The organism is Sphingorhabdus sp. M41, from assembly GCF_001586275.1.
Taxonomy (GTDB): domain Bacteria; phylum Pseudomonadota; class Alphaproteobacteria; order Sphingomonadales; family Sphingomonadaceae; genus Parasphingorhabdus.
The window spans coordinates 1,508,946-1,525,486 of the sequence record NZ_CP014545.1; the positions used below are offsets into that span (position 1 = coordinate 1,508,946).

General features: G+C 56.4%; 15 protein-coding genes. 6 read left to right on the forward strand and 9 right to left on the reverse strand.

Translation table 11 applies throughout. The annotated features are described in order from the left end of the window. Positions 1 to 44 precede the first annotated feature (44 nt). Positions 45 to 1,112 (forward strand): TIGR00341 family protein, encoded by a 1,068-nt coding sequence (locus AZE99_RS07210; protein ID WP_197460271.1) that lies wholly within the window; start codon positions 45 to 47, stop codon positions 1,110 to 1,112. Positions 1,113 to 1,146: 34 nt separating this feature from the next. Here the strand turns inward: AZE99_RS07210 and AZE99_RS07215 are convergent, their stop codons facing one another. Beyond that, positions 1,147 to 2,118: an NAD(P)H-dependent flavin oxidoreductase gene (locus tag AZE99_RS07215; protein WP_067199315.1), complete on the reverse strand. Its 972-nt coding sequence runs from the start codon at positions 2,116 to 2,118 to the stop codon at positions 1,147 to 1,149. Positions 2,119 to 2,197: 79 nt separating this feature from the next. Next, the gene (gene leuA, locus AZE99_RS07220; RefSeq protein WP_067199317.1) at positions 2,198 to 3,856 is read right to left on the reverse strand and encodes a 2-isopropylmalate synthase; all 1,659 of its coding nucleotides are present in this window, start codon (positions 3,854 to 3,856) and stop codon (positions 2,198 to 2,200) included. Between the two features lie 471 nt (positions 3,857 to 4,327). On the opposite strand from leuA, the gene AZE99_RS07225 reads away from it, so the two are divergent. Further along, positions 4,328 to 4,756, forward strand: coding sequence for a BLUF domain-containing protein (locus AZE99_RS07225; protein ID WP_067199320.1), 429 nt, complete (start codon positions 4,328 to 4,330; stop codon positions 4,754 to 4,756). On the opposite strand, the gene ilvC is transcribed toward AZE99_RS07225, so the two are convergent. From ilvC to miaA, 4 genes are all read right to left on the reverse strand, one after another. Next, positions 4,753 to 5,820, reverse strand: coding sequence for a ketol-acid reductoisomerase (gene ilvC / locus AZE99_RS07230; RefSeq protein WP_082788275.1), 1,068 nt, complete (start codon positions 5,818 to 5,820; stop codon positions 4,753 to 4,755). The two genes, AZE99_RS07225 and ilvC, sit on opposite strands and share 4 nt — an antisense overlap. Before the next feature lie 74 nt (positions 5,821 to 5,894). Next, positions 5,895 to 6,410: an acetolactate synthase small subunit gene (gene ilvN, locus AZE99_RS07235; protein ID WP_067199324.1), complete on the reverse strand. Its 516-nt coding sequence runs from the start codon at positions 6,408 to 6,410 to the stop codon at positions 5,895 to 5,897. Next, entirely contained in the window at positions 6,410 to 8,155 is a 1,746-nt protein-coding gene (locus tag AZE99_RS07240; protein WP_067203393.1) for an acetolactate synthase 3 large subunit, read from the reverse strand. The genes ilvN and AZE99_RS07240 overlap by 1 nt, the downstream gene beginning before the upstream one ends. A 119-nt stretch (positions 8,156 to 8,274) precedes the next feature. Next, a complete protein-coding gene (miaA, locus tag AZE99_RS07245; protein ID WP_067203395.1) occupies positions 8,275 to 9,210 on the reverse strand; it encodes a tRNA (adenosine(37)-N6)-dimethylallyltransferase MiaA in 936 nt (311 codons plus the stop codon). Here miaA and serB point away from each other — a divergent pair. Then, on the forward strand, positions 9,203 to 10,084 hold the full coding sequence (serB, locus tag AZE99_RS07250) for a phosphoserine phosphatase SerB (RefSeq protein WP_067203396.1): 882 nt from the start codon (positions 9,203 to 9,205) through the stop codon (positions 10,082 to 10,084). The two genes, miaA and serB, sit on opposite strands and share 8 nt — an antisense overlap. Positions 10,085 to 10,091: 7 nt before the next feature. Here serB and AZE99_RS07255 read toward each other — a convergent pair whose 3' ends face one another. Beyond that, a complete protein-coding gene (locus AZE99_RS07255; protein ID WP_067203398.1) occupies positions 10,092 to 11,120 on the reverse strand; it encodes an SPOR domain-containing protein in 1,029 nt (342 codons plus the stop codon). Between the two features lie 261 nt (positions 11,121 to 11,381). Here AZE99_RS07255 and AZE99_RS07260 point away from each other — a divergent pair, with 261 nt between their 5' ends. The 3 genes from AZE99_RS07260 to AZE99_RS07270 are packed head-to-tail and all read left to right on the forward strand — an operon-like array spanning position 11,382 to position 14,282. After that, a complete protein-coding gene (locus tag AZE99_RS07260) occupies positions 11,382 to 12,104 on the forward strand; it encodes a ParA family protein (RefSeq protein ID WP_082788276.1) in 723 nt (240 codons plus the stop codon). Between the two features lie 17 nt (positions 12,105 to 12,121). Beyond that, positions 12,122 to 12,778 carry a hypothetical protein gene (locus AZE99_RS07265; protein ID WP_082788467.1) on the forward strand — a complete coding sequence of 219 codons (657 nt, stop codon included), beginning with the start codon at positions 12,122 to 12,124 and terminating at the stop codon, positions 12,776 to 12,778. A gap of 58 nt (positions 12,779 to 12,836) precedes the next feature. Beyond that, positions 12,837 to 14,282, forward strand: coding sequence for an SPOR domain-containing protein (locus AZE99_RS07270; protein ID WP_067199331.1), 1,446 nt, complete (start codon positions 12,837 to 12,839; stop codon positions 14,280 to 14,282). Between the two features lie 33 nt (positions 14,283 to 14,315). Here the strand turns inward: AZE99_RS07270 and AZE99_RS07275 are convergent, their stop codons facing one another. Together AZE99_RS07275 and AZE99_RS07280 are read right to left on the reverse strand one after the other, a co-directional pair. Then, on the reverse strand, positions 14,316 to 15,536 hold the full coding sequence (locus AZE99_RS07275; RefSeq protein WP_067199333.1) for a dihydroorotase: 1,221 nt from the start codon (positions 15,534 to 15,536) through the stop codon (positions 14,316 to 14,318). Next, positions 15,533 to 16,525: an aspartate carbamoyltransferase catalytic subunit gene (locus tag AZE99_RS07280; protein ID WP_067199336.1), complete on the reverse strand. Its 993-nt coding sequence runs from the start codon at positions 16,523 to 16,525 to the stop codon at positions 15,533 to 15,535. Before AZE99_RS07280 ends, AZE99_RS07275 begins: the two co-directional genes overlap by 4 nt. Positions 16,526 to 16,541: the final 16 nt, after the last annotated feature.

Genomic DNA, 16,541 nt, shown 5'->3' on the forward strand with positions numbered 1-16,541 from the left:
CCGATTTGGCGTGACATATGTCTCGCAAGCGGAAGGAACCTGTAATGTCGGCAAGGCTGGTTGAAATCATCGTACCGGATGCCGAAGTGCCGCGGACGAAAGCGATCATAGCGGAGCATTGCAGTCGTTTCTGGCAGGAGGCCGTGCCCGACGGGCTTGAAAAATTTTCCTGCGTTGTCCCCAGCCGATCGATTGAATCGCTGATCGCCGAACTGGACGATAATTTCAAAAATGTTGCGGGATTTTCTGTGCTTGTTCTGCAAGTCGAGGCGGTTCTGCCGGCAATCCCGGAACTGGAGGAAATTGCGCCTTTTTCGTCCGAGGAATGCAAGCCGCCGAGCAGGCTGGAAATCTTCTTCACCCGCGACCGTATCAGCACCAACGAGCTTTACGACGATATCGAGGCCAGTCTGGAACTCCGGCCCAATTATCTGCTGACAGTGATCCTGTCGGCGCTGATCGCGGCTTTGGGCATGCGCAGCGGCCAGACTGCAGTGGTAATCGGTGCAATGATAATCGCCCCCTTGCTCGGTCCGACCATGGCGATGGCGATGGCGGCAACGGTCGGTGACAAGGCACTCGGTCGAAAGGCGATCATCACGCTGGTCACCGGCATATTGGCGGCGCTGATTTTTACCTATCTGCTGGGCATGTTCATCGAGGTCAATCCTTTGGTCCCGGAGCTCCGAAATCGTTCGATAGTTCATCCGGCTGATATTGCTCTGGCTCTGGCCTGCGGAGCCGCTGGCGTGCTGGCCTTCAGTCAGGGTGCCTCGCTCTCGCTCGTTGGCGTCATGATCGCTGTTGCGCTTGTGCCACCGATCGCCGCTGCCGGTTTATTCTTTGGCAGCGGTGAAGAAATGCTCGGCTTGCGAGCCCTGTTCTTGCTGGCAACCAATCTCGTCTGCATCAATGTTGCTGGTATCGTGACATTTCTGGTTCAGGGATTGCCGCCGAGAAACTGGCGAATCACCAGCGGCATATTCTTGATATGGCTGGTGATTCTGCTTCTGTTTGTTGGCCTGGTCGGCGGGCGGATTGTGCTGGGCAGCGACGGTCCAATCTATCTTCCCGAAGATTCCCTCTCCGCTCAGCAAATCGCGCCCTATTGACTAGCTAACGGCAAATTTCCGGAAGAAACGGGTTCTAGTAATTGAACCGCAGCTTCAAGCTCTCGCGCGCATCGCGATATTCCCGGGTGAACTGGTCAACCATGTCCTGAACGCTCATCACGTCATTGATCAGGCCGATGCCCTGGCCGCAGCCCCAGATGTCTTTCCAGGCCTTTTTCTCGGTATTGCCGCCGGAACCAAAGTTCATGGTCTTGTAGTCGCCCTGAGGCAGATTGTCGGGGTCCAGACCGGCTTGCTCGATCGACTTGCGCAGATAATTGCCTTTCACGCCGGTAAACAGGTCGGAATAGACGATGTCACTGGCTTTGCCGTCGACAATGCCTTCCTTATATGCCTGATCCGCATTGGCTTCCTTGGTCGCGATAAAGGCGGACCCGGCATAGCCGAGATCGGCGCCCATGGCCTGAGCCGCCAGAATCGACGCGCCATTGCCAATGGAACCGGATAGCGCCACGGGACCGTCAAACCATTCGCGGATTTCCTGCATCAATGCGAACGGGGAGAGCGTACCAGCATGGCCGCCCGCGCCGGCTGCAACCGGGATCAGGCCGGTCGCGCCTTTTTCGATCGCCTTGTGGGCGAAGCGGTTGTTGATGATATCGTGAAGGACGATGCCGCCCCAGCCTTTGACCGCGGTGTTGAGATCCTCGATTGCACCGAGCGAGGTGATCACGATCGGCACTTTCCATTTGGCGCAGGTCGCCATGTCCTGGTCGAGCCGGTCGTTGGACTTGTGGACAATCTGGTTGACCGCGAAAGGGGCTGCCGGCTTGTCCGGATTTTCCCGGTTCCAGGCGGCCAGTTCTTCGGTGATCTGGTGCAGCCATTCGTCAAGCATCGATTGTGGACGGGCGTTCAGGGCAGGGAAGCTGCCCACGATACCGGCCTTGCACTGGGCAATGACGAGTTCCGGACCCGACACGATGAACAGGGGAGAGCCGATAAGCGGCAGGCGAAGATTGTCAAAAATGGCTGGTAAAGTCATGGAAACCCCGATTTGAAAAAATTATGCCACCGCAATAGCCGATGCGGTGGCATATTCCACTGTTATTTTAACTGACTGGTTAAATCCGGTTTACGGCGCTGAGCAATGCTTCGACCGATGCGGTGGCCACATCGCTGTTGATGCCGACGCCGTAGAATTCCTTCCCGTCACCGGTTTTGCATTCGATATAGGCTGCTGCCTGCGCGTCCTTGCCCGAACCCAGAGCATGTTCGCTATAGTCGATGATCTCCAGAGTTATGTCGAGAGCAGAGGAAACGGCGTCAACCACGCTGGAAATAAGGCCATTTCCGCGACCGCTGACCGAAATTTCGCCATCGGGACCCTTGACCTTGCCGACAAAGATCCGCTCGCCACCGGTGGCCCGCTCGTCATAATCGATCAGGCTATATTTGCCGCTGCCATCGATATGATAGCGTTTCTGAAAGGCATCCCAGATATCATCCGACGACAGTTCGCGGCTTGTTTCGTCGGCCAGCTCCTGCACCGTGCGGCTGAAATTGGCCTGCAGACGCTTGGGCAGTTTGAGGCCGTGGTCCTGCTCCAGAATCCAGGCGATGCCGCCTTTGCCGGACTGGCTGTTGACCCGGATGACCGCTTCATAGTCGCGGCCAAGATCACGGGGATCGATTGGCAGATAGGGCACGTTCCAATATTCGTCATTGCGCTGTTCCTGCGCGGCAAAGCCCTTCTTGATCGCATCCTGATGCGAGCCGGAGAATGCGGTGAAAACCAGTTCGCCAGCATAGGGGTGGCGGGCCGGGACAGGAAGCTGATTGCAATATTCCACGGTCTTGACGATTTCGTCCATGTTGGAAAAATCCAGTTCAGGATCAACGCCTTGCGTGTAGAGATTCAGTCCCAATGTCACCAGATCGACATTGCCGGTGCGTTCGCCATTGCCGAACAGGCAGCCTTCTACCCGGTCCGCGCCGGCCATCATCCCCAGTTCCGATGCGGCTATACCCGATCCCCGGTCATTATGCGTGTGCAGACTGACCACAACATGGTCGCGCTTGCTGATATTGGTGCACATCCATTCGACCTGGTCGGCGTAGATATTGGGCGTCGAGGCCTCGACAGTCGCGGGCAGATTGAGGATCAAGGGTTTCTCGGCTGTCGGCTCGATGATTTCCATGACAGCCTCGACCACTTCCAGACTGAAATCCAGCTCGGCAGTCGAGAAGGTTTCCGGCGAATATTCGAAATGCCAGTCAGTGTCGGGATATTTCTCGGCCTGTTCGCGCAATATGGTTGCGCCTTCGCGGGCAATATCCTTCACCCCCTGTTTGTCGAGCCGGAACACGACATCGCGCCACGCGGGTGAAACCGCGTTATACAAGTGTACAATAGCTGCCCGCGCCCCCTCGAGGCTGGCGAAGCTGGTTTCGATCAGGTCGCGGCGGGACTGGGTCAGCACCTGTACCATCACGTCGTCAGGGATTTTGCCGGATTTGACGAGACCGCTGATAAAATCAAAATCGGTGGCCCCGGCGGAGGGGAATCCGACCTCGATTTCCTTGATGCCGATCTTGACGAGCAGGTCGAAGAAGCGCTGTTTCTTCTGGCCATCCATCGGATCGATCAGCGCCTGGTTGCCGTCGCGCAAATCGGTCGACAGCCAGCGCGGCGCCTTGTCGATTGTGCGCGATGGCCATTGCCGGTTGGGCAGGTCTATTGGTGGAAACGGACGATATTTCTGTGACGGGTTCTTATGCATGGCTTCACTCTTATGCTGCTGGAAGATGCGCGCAAGGCACAAATTCGAGGGTTTGCTGATAATATATGGAAAGTCATCCCTTAGGCGGGGCGCTGCGCCTTTTCGGCAGCAGCATTGGTACGCCTAAGGGCGTATAAGTCGTAGCAGCAATAGGGCCTGTGACCGTGTCATGCTTGCGGTTTTATCGGGACGGCCAGATAAATCAAGCTTGGCGGTATAATTTTTTAGTGGCCGGTCAAACCGTCTGGGTCAGAGAGGAGGCATCACAGCGCTTCCGACTGGATAGTGGAGAGCCATCTCCTGAGAGAACTTTTGATTTTGATGCGATGATTGTCGCGCTGTCGAATCGGCATCAATCGACGAAACGAGCGAGGGACGACGGGAATATTCTTGTCGTCTTTTTACCTTAAGTTACAATATTTTAAGAATAGCGAATTAGATATATACTGCACAATCAGTGGAAATGCGCGAATGTATCGTCTTGTTTATATGAGCAGACCAACCCGCGAAATGGACGGCGATGAGGCTGACGATCTTTTGCGTCGGGCCAAAAACAACAATGATCGTAATGAGATAACCGGTATCTTGATCCATGATCGTCGGAGATATTATCAATATCTTGAAGGGGATGAGGCCAAGGTCGAGGCAACATTTGCCCGGATTTCACTCGATAAGCGTCATCAGGCAATAATTCGTTTGAAAAGTGGGACGATAAACCGCCGGCAATTTCCGGAATGGGCAATGGCGTCAAAAACCGTGTCGGCTGACGAGAGCCTGAGAGCGTCTGTCGAACGACTGGTACAGCATTGCGACGACGAACTCGCGGCTGAGCTGCTGAATTTCGCTGAAGCCCGGGATCGGGCGGCCGCGAATGAGGCCGCCCGTCCGGATAAGGTCTAGTTCTTTTCTTTGTCGACCAGCTTGTTAGCGCCGATCCACGGCATCATCGCGCGAAGCTGTGCGCCGGTTTCCTCGATCGGATGCGCTTCGGCTGCTTTGCGAGCCGCTTTTAGTTCCGGCTGTCCGGCGCGATTGTCGAGAACAAAATTCTTCACGAATCGGCCTGACTGGATATCCGCCAATACCCGTTTCATCTCCGCCTTGGTTTCGGCGGTGATGATCCGTGGACCAGTGGTGATATCGCCATATTCCGCGGTGTTGGAGATAGAATAGCGCATGTTGGCGATGCCGCCTTCATAGAGCAGGTCGACGATCAGTTTGGTTTCGTGCAGACATTCGAAATAGGCCATTTCCGGAGCATAGCCGGCTTCGGTCAGGGTTTCGAAACCCGCCTGGATCAAATGGGTGATACCACCGCACAGCACGGCTTGCTCGCCGAACAGATCGGTTTCGCATTCCTCGCGGAAATTGGTCTCGATAATGCCCGAGCGACCACCACCGACGCCGGAAGCATAAGCCAGCGCCACATCATGGGCATTGCCGGAAACATCGCGGTCAATCGCGATCAGGCAAGGGACACCGCCGCCGCGCTGATATTCGCTGCGCACCGTGTGGCCTGGGCCTTTCGGAGCGATCATGATCACGTCGAGATCTTCGCGCGCTTCGATCAGTCCGAAATGGACGTTGAGACCATGGGCGAAGGCGAGGGCGGCGCCCTCTTTCATATTGGCGTGCAGGTCATCGGCATAGATGGCCGCCTGATGCTCGTCGGGCGCGAGGATCATGACGATATCGGCCCATTTCGCGGCAGCCTGATTGGTCATCACCTGGAAACCGGCATCTTCGGCCTTTTTCGCGGTTGCTGAACCGGCGCGCAGCGCAATAGCGACATCCTTGACGCCGCTGTCGCGCAGGTTCTGGGCATGGGCATGGCCCTGGCTGCCGTAGCCGACGATTGCGATTTTCTTGCCGGTGATCAGGCCGAGGTCAGCATCGGCGTCATAATAGACTTTCATATTCTCTTTTCTTTCCTTCTTTTTGCCATGTCGGACTAGTTCCGACATCCATTGCAAGGCCCTCTTGGCCCTTTGAACAGATTCTGAAACGCGTTCAGAATGACGGTTGGATTAATTCAAATTCAACTGGCTGTCGGACCCCGTCCTACGGCGACTACGCCGGTTCGGCCGACTTCGACCAGCCCGACTTCGCGCATCAAAGCGACAAATGTTTCTATTTTCTCCGGCGCACCGGTAATCTCGAAAATGAAGCTCTCGGTGGACGCGTCGACAATCCGGGCGCGATAGGCATCGGCGAGACGCATCGCCTCGATCCGGTTCTCACCCTTGCCGGCAACCTTCACCAGCGCCAGTTCGCGCTGCACATGGGGGCCGGAAGCGGTCAGATCGCGAACGCTGTGCACCGGCACCAGCCGGTCGAGCTGGGCGATAATCTGCTCGATCACATGCGGCGGTCCGTTGGTGGCGATGGTGATCCGGCTCACGGCATGGTCTTCGCTGATATCGGCGACGGTCAGGCTGTCGATATTATAGCCGCGCGCGGTAAACATACCGGCGATCCGGGCCAATATGCCGGCCTCATTGTCGACCAATACGGCAAGAACGTGCCGTTCAACGGCTTCTTCGTGAATATGCATCAGACTAGGGCCTTTGCTTGGTCGTCCATCGTACCTTTTACGTCGGCTTCGGTCAGAAGCATCTCCGTATGGGCTGCGCCGGACGGGATCATCGGGAAGCAGTTCGCCAGTTTTGCGACCCGGCAATCGACCATGACCGGTCCGTCGGTTTCGATCATCTTCTGAATGCCGGATTCCAGATCGGCGGGATCCTCGATCCGGATACCGGTCCAGTCATAGCTTTCCGCCAGCTTCACAAAATCCGGCAGACTATCGCTATAACTGTTTGAATAGCGGCTTTCATAGGTCAGTTCCTGCCATTGGCGAACCATCCCCATATATTCGTTGTTGAGGATGAATATCTTCACCGGCAGGCGATATTGGGTGGCGGTGCCGAGCTCCTGAATATTCATCTGGATCGACGCTTCACCGGCAATATCAATGACGAGAGCTTCGGGATTGCCAAGCTGCGCGCCAATGGCGGCAGGCAAGCCATAGCCCATGGTGCCGAGGCCACCGCTGGTCAGCCATTTATTGGGGTTTTCAAAATCAAAATGCTGGGCCGCCCACATCTGGTGCTGGCCGACTTCAGTGGTGATGATCGGTTCGCGCTTGTGGGTCGCTTCCCACAATTTGCGGATCGCCTCCTGCGGCATGATTTCCGTCTTGCTCTCAGGATAATCCAGGCAATTGGTCGCGCGCCAGCCCTTGATCCGCGACCACCATTCGCCATGGTCGGGTGTGGCAAAGCGACGACCCTTGAGAACGGCGATCAATTGCTCCATTACCCGGCCAACATCGCCGATAACCGGCAGATCAACCCTGATCGTCTTGTTGATTGAAGAGCGGTCGATATCGACATGGATTTTCTTGCTGTTCGGCGAGAATGCGTCGAGCCGTCCGGTGATCCGGTCGTCAAAGCGTGCGCCGAGGCAGACCACGAGGTCGGCCTTGTTCATCGCCATGTTGGCTTCAAACGTGCCGTGCATCCCCAGCATGCCCAGCCATTTGTCGGAAGAAGCCGGAAAGGCACCCAGTCCCATCAGCGTCGAAGTTACCGGGCAACCGAGCAATTCGGCCAGTTCCCGCAGGGCTTCGCTGGCCTTGGGTCCGCTGTTGATGATCCCGCCGCCGGTATAGAGAATCGGCGCTTTCGCAGCCATGATCATTTCGGCAGCGGCGTTGATCGCCTTGAAATCGCCTTCGGTCTGCGGCTGATAGCGGGAATTGCCGGTGGTCACATTGCGGCTGAATTCTGCTGCCGCAACCTGAACATTTTTGGGAATATCGATGACCACCGGGCCCGGGCGGCCCTGTGTCGCGATATGAAAGGCTTCCTGCACAACATGCGCCAGATCGGACGGCTTTTTCACCAGATAATTATGTTTGGTGCAATGGCGCGTAATTCCGATCGTATCGGCTTCCTGAAAAGCGTCGGTGCCGATCAGATTGGTGGCGACCTGGCCAGTGATGACGACCATCGGGATGCTGTCCATCAGCGCATCGGTGATACCGGTGACGGCATTGGTCGCTCCGGGACCGGACGTAACCAGCACAACGCCGGGCTTGCCGGTGGAACGGGCATAGCCTTCCGCCGCATGGGTCGCTGCCTGTTCGTGACGGACCAGAATATGCTTGATCTTGGGATGCTCATAGAGCGCATCATAAATGGGAAGCACAGCGCCGCCCGGATAGCCGAAAACGGTATCCACACCCAGATCCAGCAGGGTTTCGACCAATATATCGGCGCCGCTTTTTTCGGCCACATCATGCTCCATCAACTGTCTGTTACGTGCTGCCGGCCCGCCATGATGCACTGCAACACAATAGGCAAGGCTTTGTTAATTCGGGGCTGGCTACATATCTGATTATATTATGTCAAGGCTTAATACTGTAATATAGTTTCAAAATTGATATTGATATCGTTATTTAATATGTCTTCGGCTCGTGGCCAAGCCGCCGGACTCTGATTGCGGAACCAGGTATATTGGCGCTTGGCATATTGCCGCGTCGCGATTTGCGCCCGCTCGATGGCAATATCACGGCTGAAGTCTCCGACTATCCACGCTGCGATTTCAGCTACGCCGATCGCCCGCATGACTGGCAGGTTGGCGGGCAGATTGCGTGACATTAGTCTCTCCACTTCTTCCCTTGCGCCTCGGTCGACCATCTCGTGCAAGCGCCGATCACAGCGTTCGTAAAGCCATTCTCGTGGCGGCAGCAGAACCAGCGGATGCAATTTGATATCTTTGCCAATCCCGCCAACCTTGTACTTTTGCCAATGATCCAGTGGCTTGCCAGTCGACTTTGCCACTTCCAGCGCGCGCTGGATGCGGGTGGTGTCGGTATCATTCAGCCTTTCTGCCGAAACCGGATCAATTTGCTGAAGCGCGCGATATGCTTCCAATGTTTCCATTTTCCGGATTTCCTGCCGGATTTCCGGTTCAATTTCCGGAATCGGCGCGATGCCCTCGAGCAATATCCGGACATATAGACCAGTGCCGCCCACCAGTATCGGCAAAATGTCGCGCTCGTGGGCGGCAGCGATTGCCGTCTTGGCGTCACTCGCCCAGCGCGCTGCGGAACAGGCCTCTTCGCCATCAATATAGCCAAAGAGCTGATGTTCGATGCCCTGCATCTCCTCCTCGGTCGGGCGCGCGCTCAAAATGGTGAGATCGCGATAGACCTGGGCGCTGTCGGCATTGATGATCACCGAGGGTTGCTTTTTGGCGATATCCAATGCCAATGCGGATTTGCCGCTGGCCGTCGGGCCAACAACCAGCGCAACATTCCGGCCCTGTTTTGGAGAAATCATGTTCATCGCCACGCTCATAGCAAAAGAATCCCTGAATGAGAGAGATATTCAGTCGGCGATTTCGGGCCTTGGCGCTTCCGGTGCCTCGATCATTCGTCAATCCGATATGATCGACGCGAAGGCGCTGGATATTTTCTTCAAAGGAGATCCGGTCAAGGTGCGGGCCCATCTCGAACAGATGGAAGGCGATATTGACGTGGCGGTGCAGCCGGAAGCAAATCGCGTCAAGAAACTCCTGATTTCCGACATGGATAGCACCATGATCACGGTCGAATGTATCGATGAACTGGCTGATTATGCCGGCATAAAGTCCGAGATCGCAGCGATCACCGAACGCGCGATGCAGGGCGAACTGGATTTTGAACAAGCGCTCCGCAGCAGGGTAGCGCTGCTCGAGGGGCTGGATACCGCCGCTATTCAACTTTGTCTGGATGAACGGGTGAAAATCATGCCGGGGGCGGAAACCCTTGTCAGAACCATGGCCCGGAGCGGAGCATCGACTATATTGGTGTCAGGCGGATTCACAAAATTTGCGAAGCCTGTCGCGCAAGCCATTGGATTTGAGTCTTTTCATGCGAATATTCTGGGCGAAGGCGGGGGCTTGCTGACCGGCGGGCTGGACGGACCGATAGTCGATTCGACCCGCAAGGACGAGCTGCTGCAGTCAGGCGCGCAAGCGGCGAGCCTGTCCTTGGAGCTTTGCATGGCAGTTGGTGATGGTGCCAACGATATTCCGATGCTGCAACGGGCTGGACTCGGTATTGCATATCACGCCAAGCCGAAAGCCGCACAAGCCGCTGACATCGCCATCAAATATAATGATCTCACGGCGCTGCTGTATATTCAGGGAATTGGCGCCGACCAGTGGGTCACCAAATAGACGCGTTCTAGCGCCGCTTTGTAATGCAGTCATTGCCGGCAGCCTTGACGCTGCTGCACATCGAATCCGCTTGTGCCCGGGTTGCAAAAGGTCCTGCCTGTAACCGGGTGATCCCGCCCGCCTTGACCAGATAGGGCTGCATTCCGGCCAAGGCAGAAATGCTGCCTTCCAGCTTGGTCCACAGGTTTTTCGCCTTATTCTCATCGCTAAATGCGCCCAGCTGCACACGCCAGTCTCCGCTGACGGCAGCTTTTACCGTAGCCGGTGTCGCGACGGGTGCTGCCTGGACCGGTGCTGGCGCCGGTGTCGGGCTTGGCGCATAAGTAACGCCAGGCGCATTCGGGCCTGCCTCCGGAACCGGGGTGGGTAGGGCAGGACGGGACGGCGGCAATTGCGCCGTTTGCACGGACCCGGTCGACTGCGGCGGACGCAGGCCACCGACTTGGGCGGTTTTGATCCGCTGTTCGTCCTGCTCCATCTGGCCCGCCAGTTCGATCGCACGACGGCGGTCTTCAATCGGGATGAAGCGATCCATTTGAGCAAGATTGCTCGTTGCCTGCGGCAGTTCCTGTGCCGACGCGCGCGTCATCAGAGCATAAGCCTTGATCCAGTCCTTTTCGACAAAATCTCCGTTGAAATGGCCGGTACCCAAAACATATTGCGCCCGCGGTTCGCCGCGTTCGACGGAGGCCTGCAAATAGGGCAGGGCTTCGCTCCGGCGATTGGCCTGAAACAGCACCAGACCATAATTGTCACTGGCCTGCATGTGACCCTGATCAGCCGCTTTTTTGTACCATTTTTCAGCCTCCCCCAAATCCTGGAGAACGCCACGACCCAATTTATAGGCCTGGCCAAGATTGAACTGTGCATCGGCGTCGCCTTTTGCAGCAGGTCCCCGCCATTCGTTAATCGCTGTCTGAAAATCGCCGCGACCCCATGCGTCGACCCCGGCCTTAACATCAGCCAAGGCCGGCGCGGAAACCAGAATTAGTGCCAGTCCGAGCAACGGCGTGATGGGATGATTGGCCTTTTTCATGGAATATTCCTTGGTGATCAATGTTCATTAACTGCGCGATAATAGCCGTTTTTTCAGTGCTAAACTGCCGCGACTCTCCAAGTCTAGCAAAAACTGGAGCGGCTGTTGAGGATTCCCCTAACGGGTCACTGTAAATCTTCCTTCTCCGCAGCGCAAAATCGCCATGAACTTGTTAACCCTATTTTAGACCTGTTCTGTCACAAAAGCACCCGGACAAAGATTTTTAGGCAGATTCTGCCGTGATTGAACAAGGGGAATAGCGTGCGAGTTCTAGCGATGGCTTCGCAAAAGGGTGGCTCCGGCAAGACTACATTGTCGGGTCATTTGGCTGTGCAGGCACAATTGGCCGGGGCTGGCCCTGTTGTATTGATTGACATCGATCCGCAAGGATCCTTGGCGGATTGGTGGAACGAGCGAGAAGCCGAATTGCCGGCATTTGCACAGACCACCGTTTCCCGTCTCGCTTCCGATCTGGCGATATTGCGCCAGCAGGGTTTCAAGCTGGCCGTCATCGATACACCTCCGGCCATCACCATGGCGATCCAGAGCGTGATATCCGTTGCAGAGCTCATCGTTATCCCGACTCGCCCGAGTCCGCATGACCTTCGTGCCGTCGGCGCGACCGTGGATCTTTGCGAACGGGCCGGCAAGCCGCTGCTTTTCGTCGTGAACGGTGCGACCCCGAAAGCCAAGATCACCTCCGAAGCGGCCGTTGCGCTGTCTCAGCACGGCACCGTGGCACCGGTTACCGTTCATCATCGTACTGATTTTGCAGGCTCCATGATCGACGGCCGTACCGTGATGGAAGTCGACGCCAAATGCCGGTCAGCGCAGGAGATTGTCCATCTCTGGTCCTATATTTCCGATCGGCTTGAGAAGAATTTCCGCCGGACGATTTTCAGCGCTCCGGCAATGGCTCAGCACGTCAATCCGGGCGTTCATCGGCAAGCTGGCAACTTTGGCCGGCGCGTGGTTGGTTCGTAATGGGGGAAGCTGAAAAAATGAGCGATCCGAAACCATTCGCGTCTCTTTCCTCCAGCCTGCTGGCTCGAAAAGGCGGCGCAAAGCCGGCGATGCGTCGTCAGGGCTATTCGAATTTCCCTGACAATTCGTCCGATCATTCTGGTGAAACCCATGAGGATCTTGGCTGGAATGACATGGGCTATGACGTTGATCCCGACCATGATGCACATCCCGTCGAACATCTGCCCCACAACCCCTTGGCTGGAGCAATTCCCAACCCTGGCGCCGCCGTCAGGCAGCAGCAGGAAGAAATCGCTGCCAAATTGGGTGTGAAGCCTGCCGAGGAAGAAACGGTGGAGACGGGCCAAAGAGAATTGGCAGCCGCACCCATATCACTTCCAATATCGCGCGAAGTTAAGCCACTGGCGCGAAATTCAGTTCTTTTGGACGCTGCCAGAACGCAAGGTCGCGAGGCAAAGCAACCGAGGCCGGCGACGAAATCAAGGACCAGCAAGGCAAAAACGGCATTCACCCTTCGTCTCGATCCGGAAAGACATTTAAAATTGCGCTTGGCGACCGCAGTCAAAAATGTCTCGGCCCAGCAATTGGTGACCAAGGCGGTAGACGAATATTTGAAGACTATTCCCGAACTGGACGATCTGGCCAAGCGCATTCCATCGCGCGGAGCTGCTTGATCAAGGTTTGAAGCGAATTCGAATTGAAACGACTGATTTTTAACGCGAGGACATAGAAATGAAACGCGATATAATATTGAGAATGGCTGCTTCCTCCATGGTGTTCGCCACCGTGTTGACCGGTTGCGGCCCGTTTGGGGGCAGTTCCGTCGCATCCATGTCAAGCGAACCGGCATCGGTCAAAGACGGCGCGAAATATGCCCGCAAAGCCGAAAAGGCATTGGCCAAAGGCGATCTTGACGCTGCGATTGCCTATGCCGAGCGCTCTGTAGCTGGTGTTGGCAGTGACCCCGAAACAAGGGCCTTGCTGGGTCAGGCCTATTTGTCCGCTGGTCGTCTGGCTTCCGCGGAACGCAGTTTTCTCGATGCAATGGAACTCGGCAAGACCGATGCCCGCACCATCCTGAGCCTCAGTCTGGCGCAATTGGGCCAGGGCAAGGCGGACAAAGCGAAAGCCCTCGTGATCGATAATCGTCAATATATTCCGGCCGCAGATTATGGCCTCGCTCTGGCCCTTGCCGGCGACAGCAAGACCGCGATTGAGGTTCTTGAGCAAGCGATCCGTGAAGCCAATGTCACAGGCCGTACTCGCCAGAACCTCGGTCTGGCATATGCCTTGGATGGTCGCTGGAAAGAAGCCAAGTTGATGGCGGTGCAGGATGTGTCGCCAGCGTTGGTCAACGACCGTGTCATGCAATGGGCCCAGATGGCGCGCCCGGGCGCCTATCAAACGCGCGTTGCTACCGTGCTCAACGTAACTCCGGTAGCGAATGACCCGGGTCAACCGGTTCAACTCGCTCTGCGGGCGGCTTATGCACCGGTGAGTGTAGCGGCTTCTCCCGAACAGGATTATGGACGCGAAGTTGCGAGCTTTGACCGCAATAGCCCGCTGCCGGCCATCGGACCGGCACCAACGGCAGGAAGTGATGTCGATTTTCTTGCCAAGGAAAATAGCGTTAAAGTGGCATCGGTCTCGGTGCCAGCAAGCAATGCCGGCGGAAAACCCCCGGCTGCTACACCGCTGGTTAAAGCAGAAACAAAAGCATCACGCGTTGTCGCGGACTCCAAATCTGTCACAGAAAGCAACAACTCGGCTCCAGTCAAAACAGCTGCTGTTCAGTCCGCATCTGCTGCCAAACCCGTGATGCAGAAAGCCTCCTATCAGCCAGCCCAGAAAACTACGGGATCGTCATCCGGAACTCATCTGGTGCAACTGGGTGCTTTCTCTTCGGCCGAGGGCGCCAAACGCGCTTGGGGGATATTGTCGGCCAGGAATAGCGATCTGAATTCGTTTCAATATGCAAGTTCACGGGTCAACGTGAAGGGTAAGACCCTGTATCGCTTGGCGGCTATCGGTTTTGGCAATGCGCAAACTGCCGAAGCAATGTGTTCCGGCATCAAGGCAAAGGGTGGAAATTGCATTGTTCGTCATGCCACGGGGGTCAGCAAGGCTGCGCCGACACGTATGGCGAGCCAGACACCGAAAAAACTGGCCTCGCGCTAGTTACACCCAAATATATCAGCTAGAGGCGGCGAGCTAATAAGCTCTGCCGCCTTTATATATGGCTGTCACGCGACCCTGGACGGGGAGCCCGTCAAAAGGTGTATTGCCCGCAGCTGCAGCCATTTTGCGGGTATCGACCTGCCAGGGACCGTCTTCATCGACGAGGATGAAATCAGCTTCATATCCCGGAAGCAGCAAGCCTGCCTCGACACCGAGTATTTTTGCCGGATTGGTGGATAAAAGCTCGAACAGCCGCCCGATCGAAATCATGCCGTCCCGGACCAGCGTGAAAGAGAGCGCCAGCAGCGTCTCCGCTCCAGCCATTCCCGTAGCGGCTTCCGCATAGGGCAGGCGTTTGTCCTCTGGCCCGCGCGGATCATGGCCCGAAGAAATCACATCAATCGTCCCGTCCTGGACCGCTTCCATACAGGCAAGGCGATTTTCTTCGCTTCGCAGCGGTGGGGAAAGCCGGGCAAATGTGCGGAAATCGCTGATCGCGATGTCGGATAATAAAAGATGGGCAGGGGTGATGCCACAGGTCACCGGCAACTGCTCGGATTTCGCAGTACGAATTAGGTTCAGGCCATCCGCCGTAGTAACCTGACGAAAGTGCAATCGGGCCCCGGTTTCACGGACCAACGCAATATCCCGGGCGATCGACACGGCTTCGGCCGCTGCCGTAGCGCTGGCCAATCCCAGCCGCGTTGCGGTTTCACCATTGGTCGCGACAGCGCCGGACGTCAGTCCAGCATCCTCGCTGTGCACGATCAGCGGCAACTCCAGTGACCGGCAATATTGCAGGAGCTTCAGCATCAGTCCGCTGTCTGCGATCCATTGTCGGCCCGTGGCCACCGCTTTGGCTCCTGACCGTTTCATCAAGCCTATTTCCGCGAGACGCTTTCCTTCGAGGCCCGGTGTCGCGGCCGCGATGGGATGAGACCATAGATCCGGCTTGCCCTCGGCGGCGCTCTGCTTGATCATTGCCGGCAAATCGAGAACCGGGGACTGGTCCGGCATCAACGCGGCTCTGGTAATTCCACCAAAACGAAAGGCCGGCTTGTCGATCGCGAATACGCCAAGATCGACAATTCCCGGTGCCAATATCCTGCCCTTGCAGTCGACTGTTTTTCTATGCTCGCCATCGGCGACATCCGAAGCCAATGCGATGCGATCGCCATCGACAACCAAGTCACCCTCTTTGGGCTGTGGCTCGTTCGGCAACATCAGTCGTGCATTGGTGAAAATCCGTTTCATGACCAGCCCTCCACGCCACGCGACTTGCGGGTCAATATGTCGAGGCATGCCATGCGCACTGCGACCCCCATCTCGACCTGTTCGGTTATCGCGGAATTTTCCAGGTTATCGGCAACATCGCTGTCAATCTCGACTCCGCGGTTCATCGGCCCCGGGTGCATCACCAAAGCGCCGTCGTTGGCGAGCTTGAGACGTTCCTGCGTCAGGCCGTAAAGATAATGATATTCCCGCGGGCTGGGGATGAAGTCCCCGTTCATGCGTTCGTTCTGAAGCCGCAACATCATCACCACATCGCTGCCCTGGAGAGCTTCATCGAAATTGGTGAAGACCTCGACATTGAAACGATCGAGGGCGGCGGGAAGCAGAGAGGGCGGGGCGCAAACCTTCACTTTCGCGCCGAGCGTGGTCAGGCAATAGATATTGGAGCGCGCGACCCGGCTGTGCATCACGTCACCGCAGATGGTCACCGTCAGTCCGCTGATGTCGCCCTTGCGGCGCTGGATCGTCAAGGCGTCGAGCAGGGCCTGTGTCGGATGTTCATGGCTGCCGTCGCCGGCGTTGAGCACCGGGCAATCGACCTTGTCGGCAATCAGCTGCACCGCGCCGGAACTGCCGTGACGGATGACAATCGCATCTGCCTTCATCGCGTTGAGCGTAACCGCCGTATCGATCAGCGTTTCGCCTTTCTTGATACTCGATTGTGCCGCGTGCATGTTGACGACATCCGCGCCCATGCGTTTTCCGGCGATTTCAAAGGATAACAGCGTTCTGGTGCTATTCTCGAAAAAGGCATTGATCACGGTCAGGCCATCCAGCTTGTCGGCATGTTTGCTGGATTTCTTGTTGAGATCGACCCATTGCTTGGCCTCCTCGAGCAGAAATAATATCTCCCAGGGGTGCAGCCCGGCGATACCCAATAGATGACGATGAGGAAAAGCATCCGATCCGGCTGGAAAGGATTGCGACGATGCGGTTTTTTGCGATGTCATTAAAGCGGGTTCTATA

Bases quoted from the DNA above. Each gene is read 5' to 3' on its own strand.
- ilvC (WP_082788275.1), bottom strand. From the start codon at position 5,820: ATGTCGGAACTAGTCCGACATGGCAAAAAGAAGGAAAGAAAAGAGAAT.
- AZE99_RS07210 (WP_197460271.1), top strand. From the start codon at position 45: ATGTCGGCAAGGCTGGTTGAAATCATCGTACCGGATGCCGAAGTGCCG.
- AZE99_RS07225 (WP_067199320.1), top strand. From the start codon at position 4,328: ATGTATCGTCTTGTTTATATGAGCAGACCAACCCGCGAAATGGACGGC.
- AZE99_RS07280 (WP_067199336.1), bottom strand. From the start codon at position 16,525: ATGACATCGCAAAAAACCGCATCGTCGCAATCCTTTCCAGCCGGATCG.
- AZE99_RS07255 (WP_067203398.1), bottom strand. From the start codon at position 11,120: ATGAAAAAGGCCAATCATCCCATCACGCCGTTGCTCGGACTGGCACTA.
- AZE99_RS07275 (WP_067199333.1), bottom strand. From the start codon at position 15,536: ATGAAACGGATTTTCACCAATGCACGACTGATGTTGCCGAACGAGCCA.
- AZE99_RS07270 (WP_067199331.1), top strand. From the start codon at position 12,837: ATGAAACGCGATATAATATTGAGAATGGCTGCTTCCTCCATGGTGTTC.
- AZE99_RS07215 (WP_067199315.1), bottom strand. From the start codon at position 2,118: ATGACTTTACCAGCCATTTTTGACAATCTTCGCCTGCCGCTTATCGGC.
- leuA (WP_067199317.1), bottom strand. From the start codon at position 3,856: ATGCATAAGAACCCGTCACAGAAATATCGTCCGTTTCCACCAATAGAC.
- miaA (WP_067203395.1), bottom strand. From the start codon at position 9,210: ATGAACATGATTTCTCCAAAACAGGGCCGGAATGTTGCGCTGGTTGTT.
- AZE99_RS07265 (WP_082788467.1), top strand. From the start codon at position 12,122: ATGAGCGATCCGAAACCATTCGCGTCTCTTTCCTCCAGCCTGCTGGCT.
- serB (WP_067203396.1), top strand. From the start codon at position 9,203: ATGTTCATCGCCACGCTCATAGCAAAAGAATCCCTGAATGAGAGAGAT.
- ilvN (WP_067199324.1), bottom strand. From the start codon at position 6,410: ATGCATATTCACGAAGAAGCCGTTGAACGGCACGTTCTTGCCGTATTG.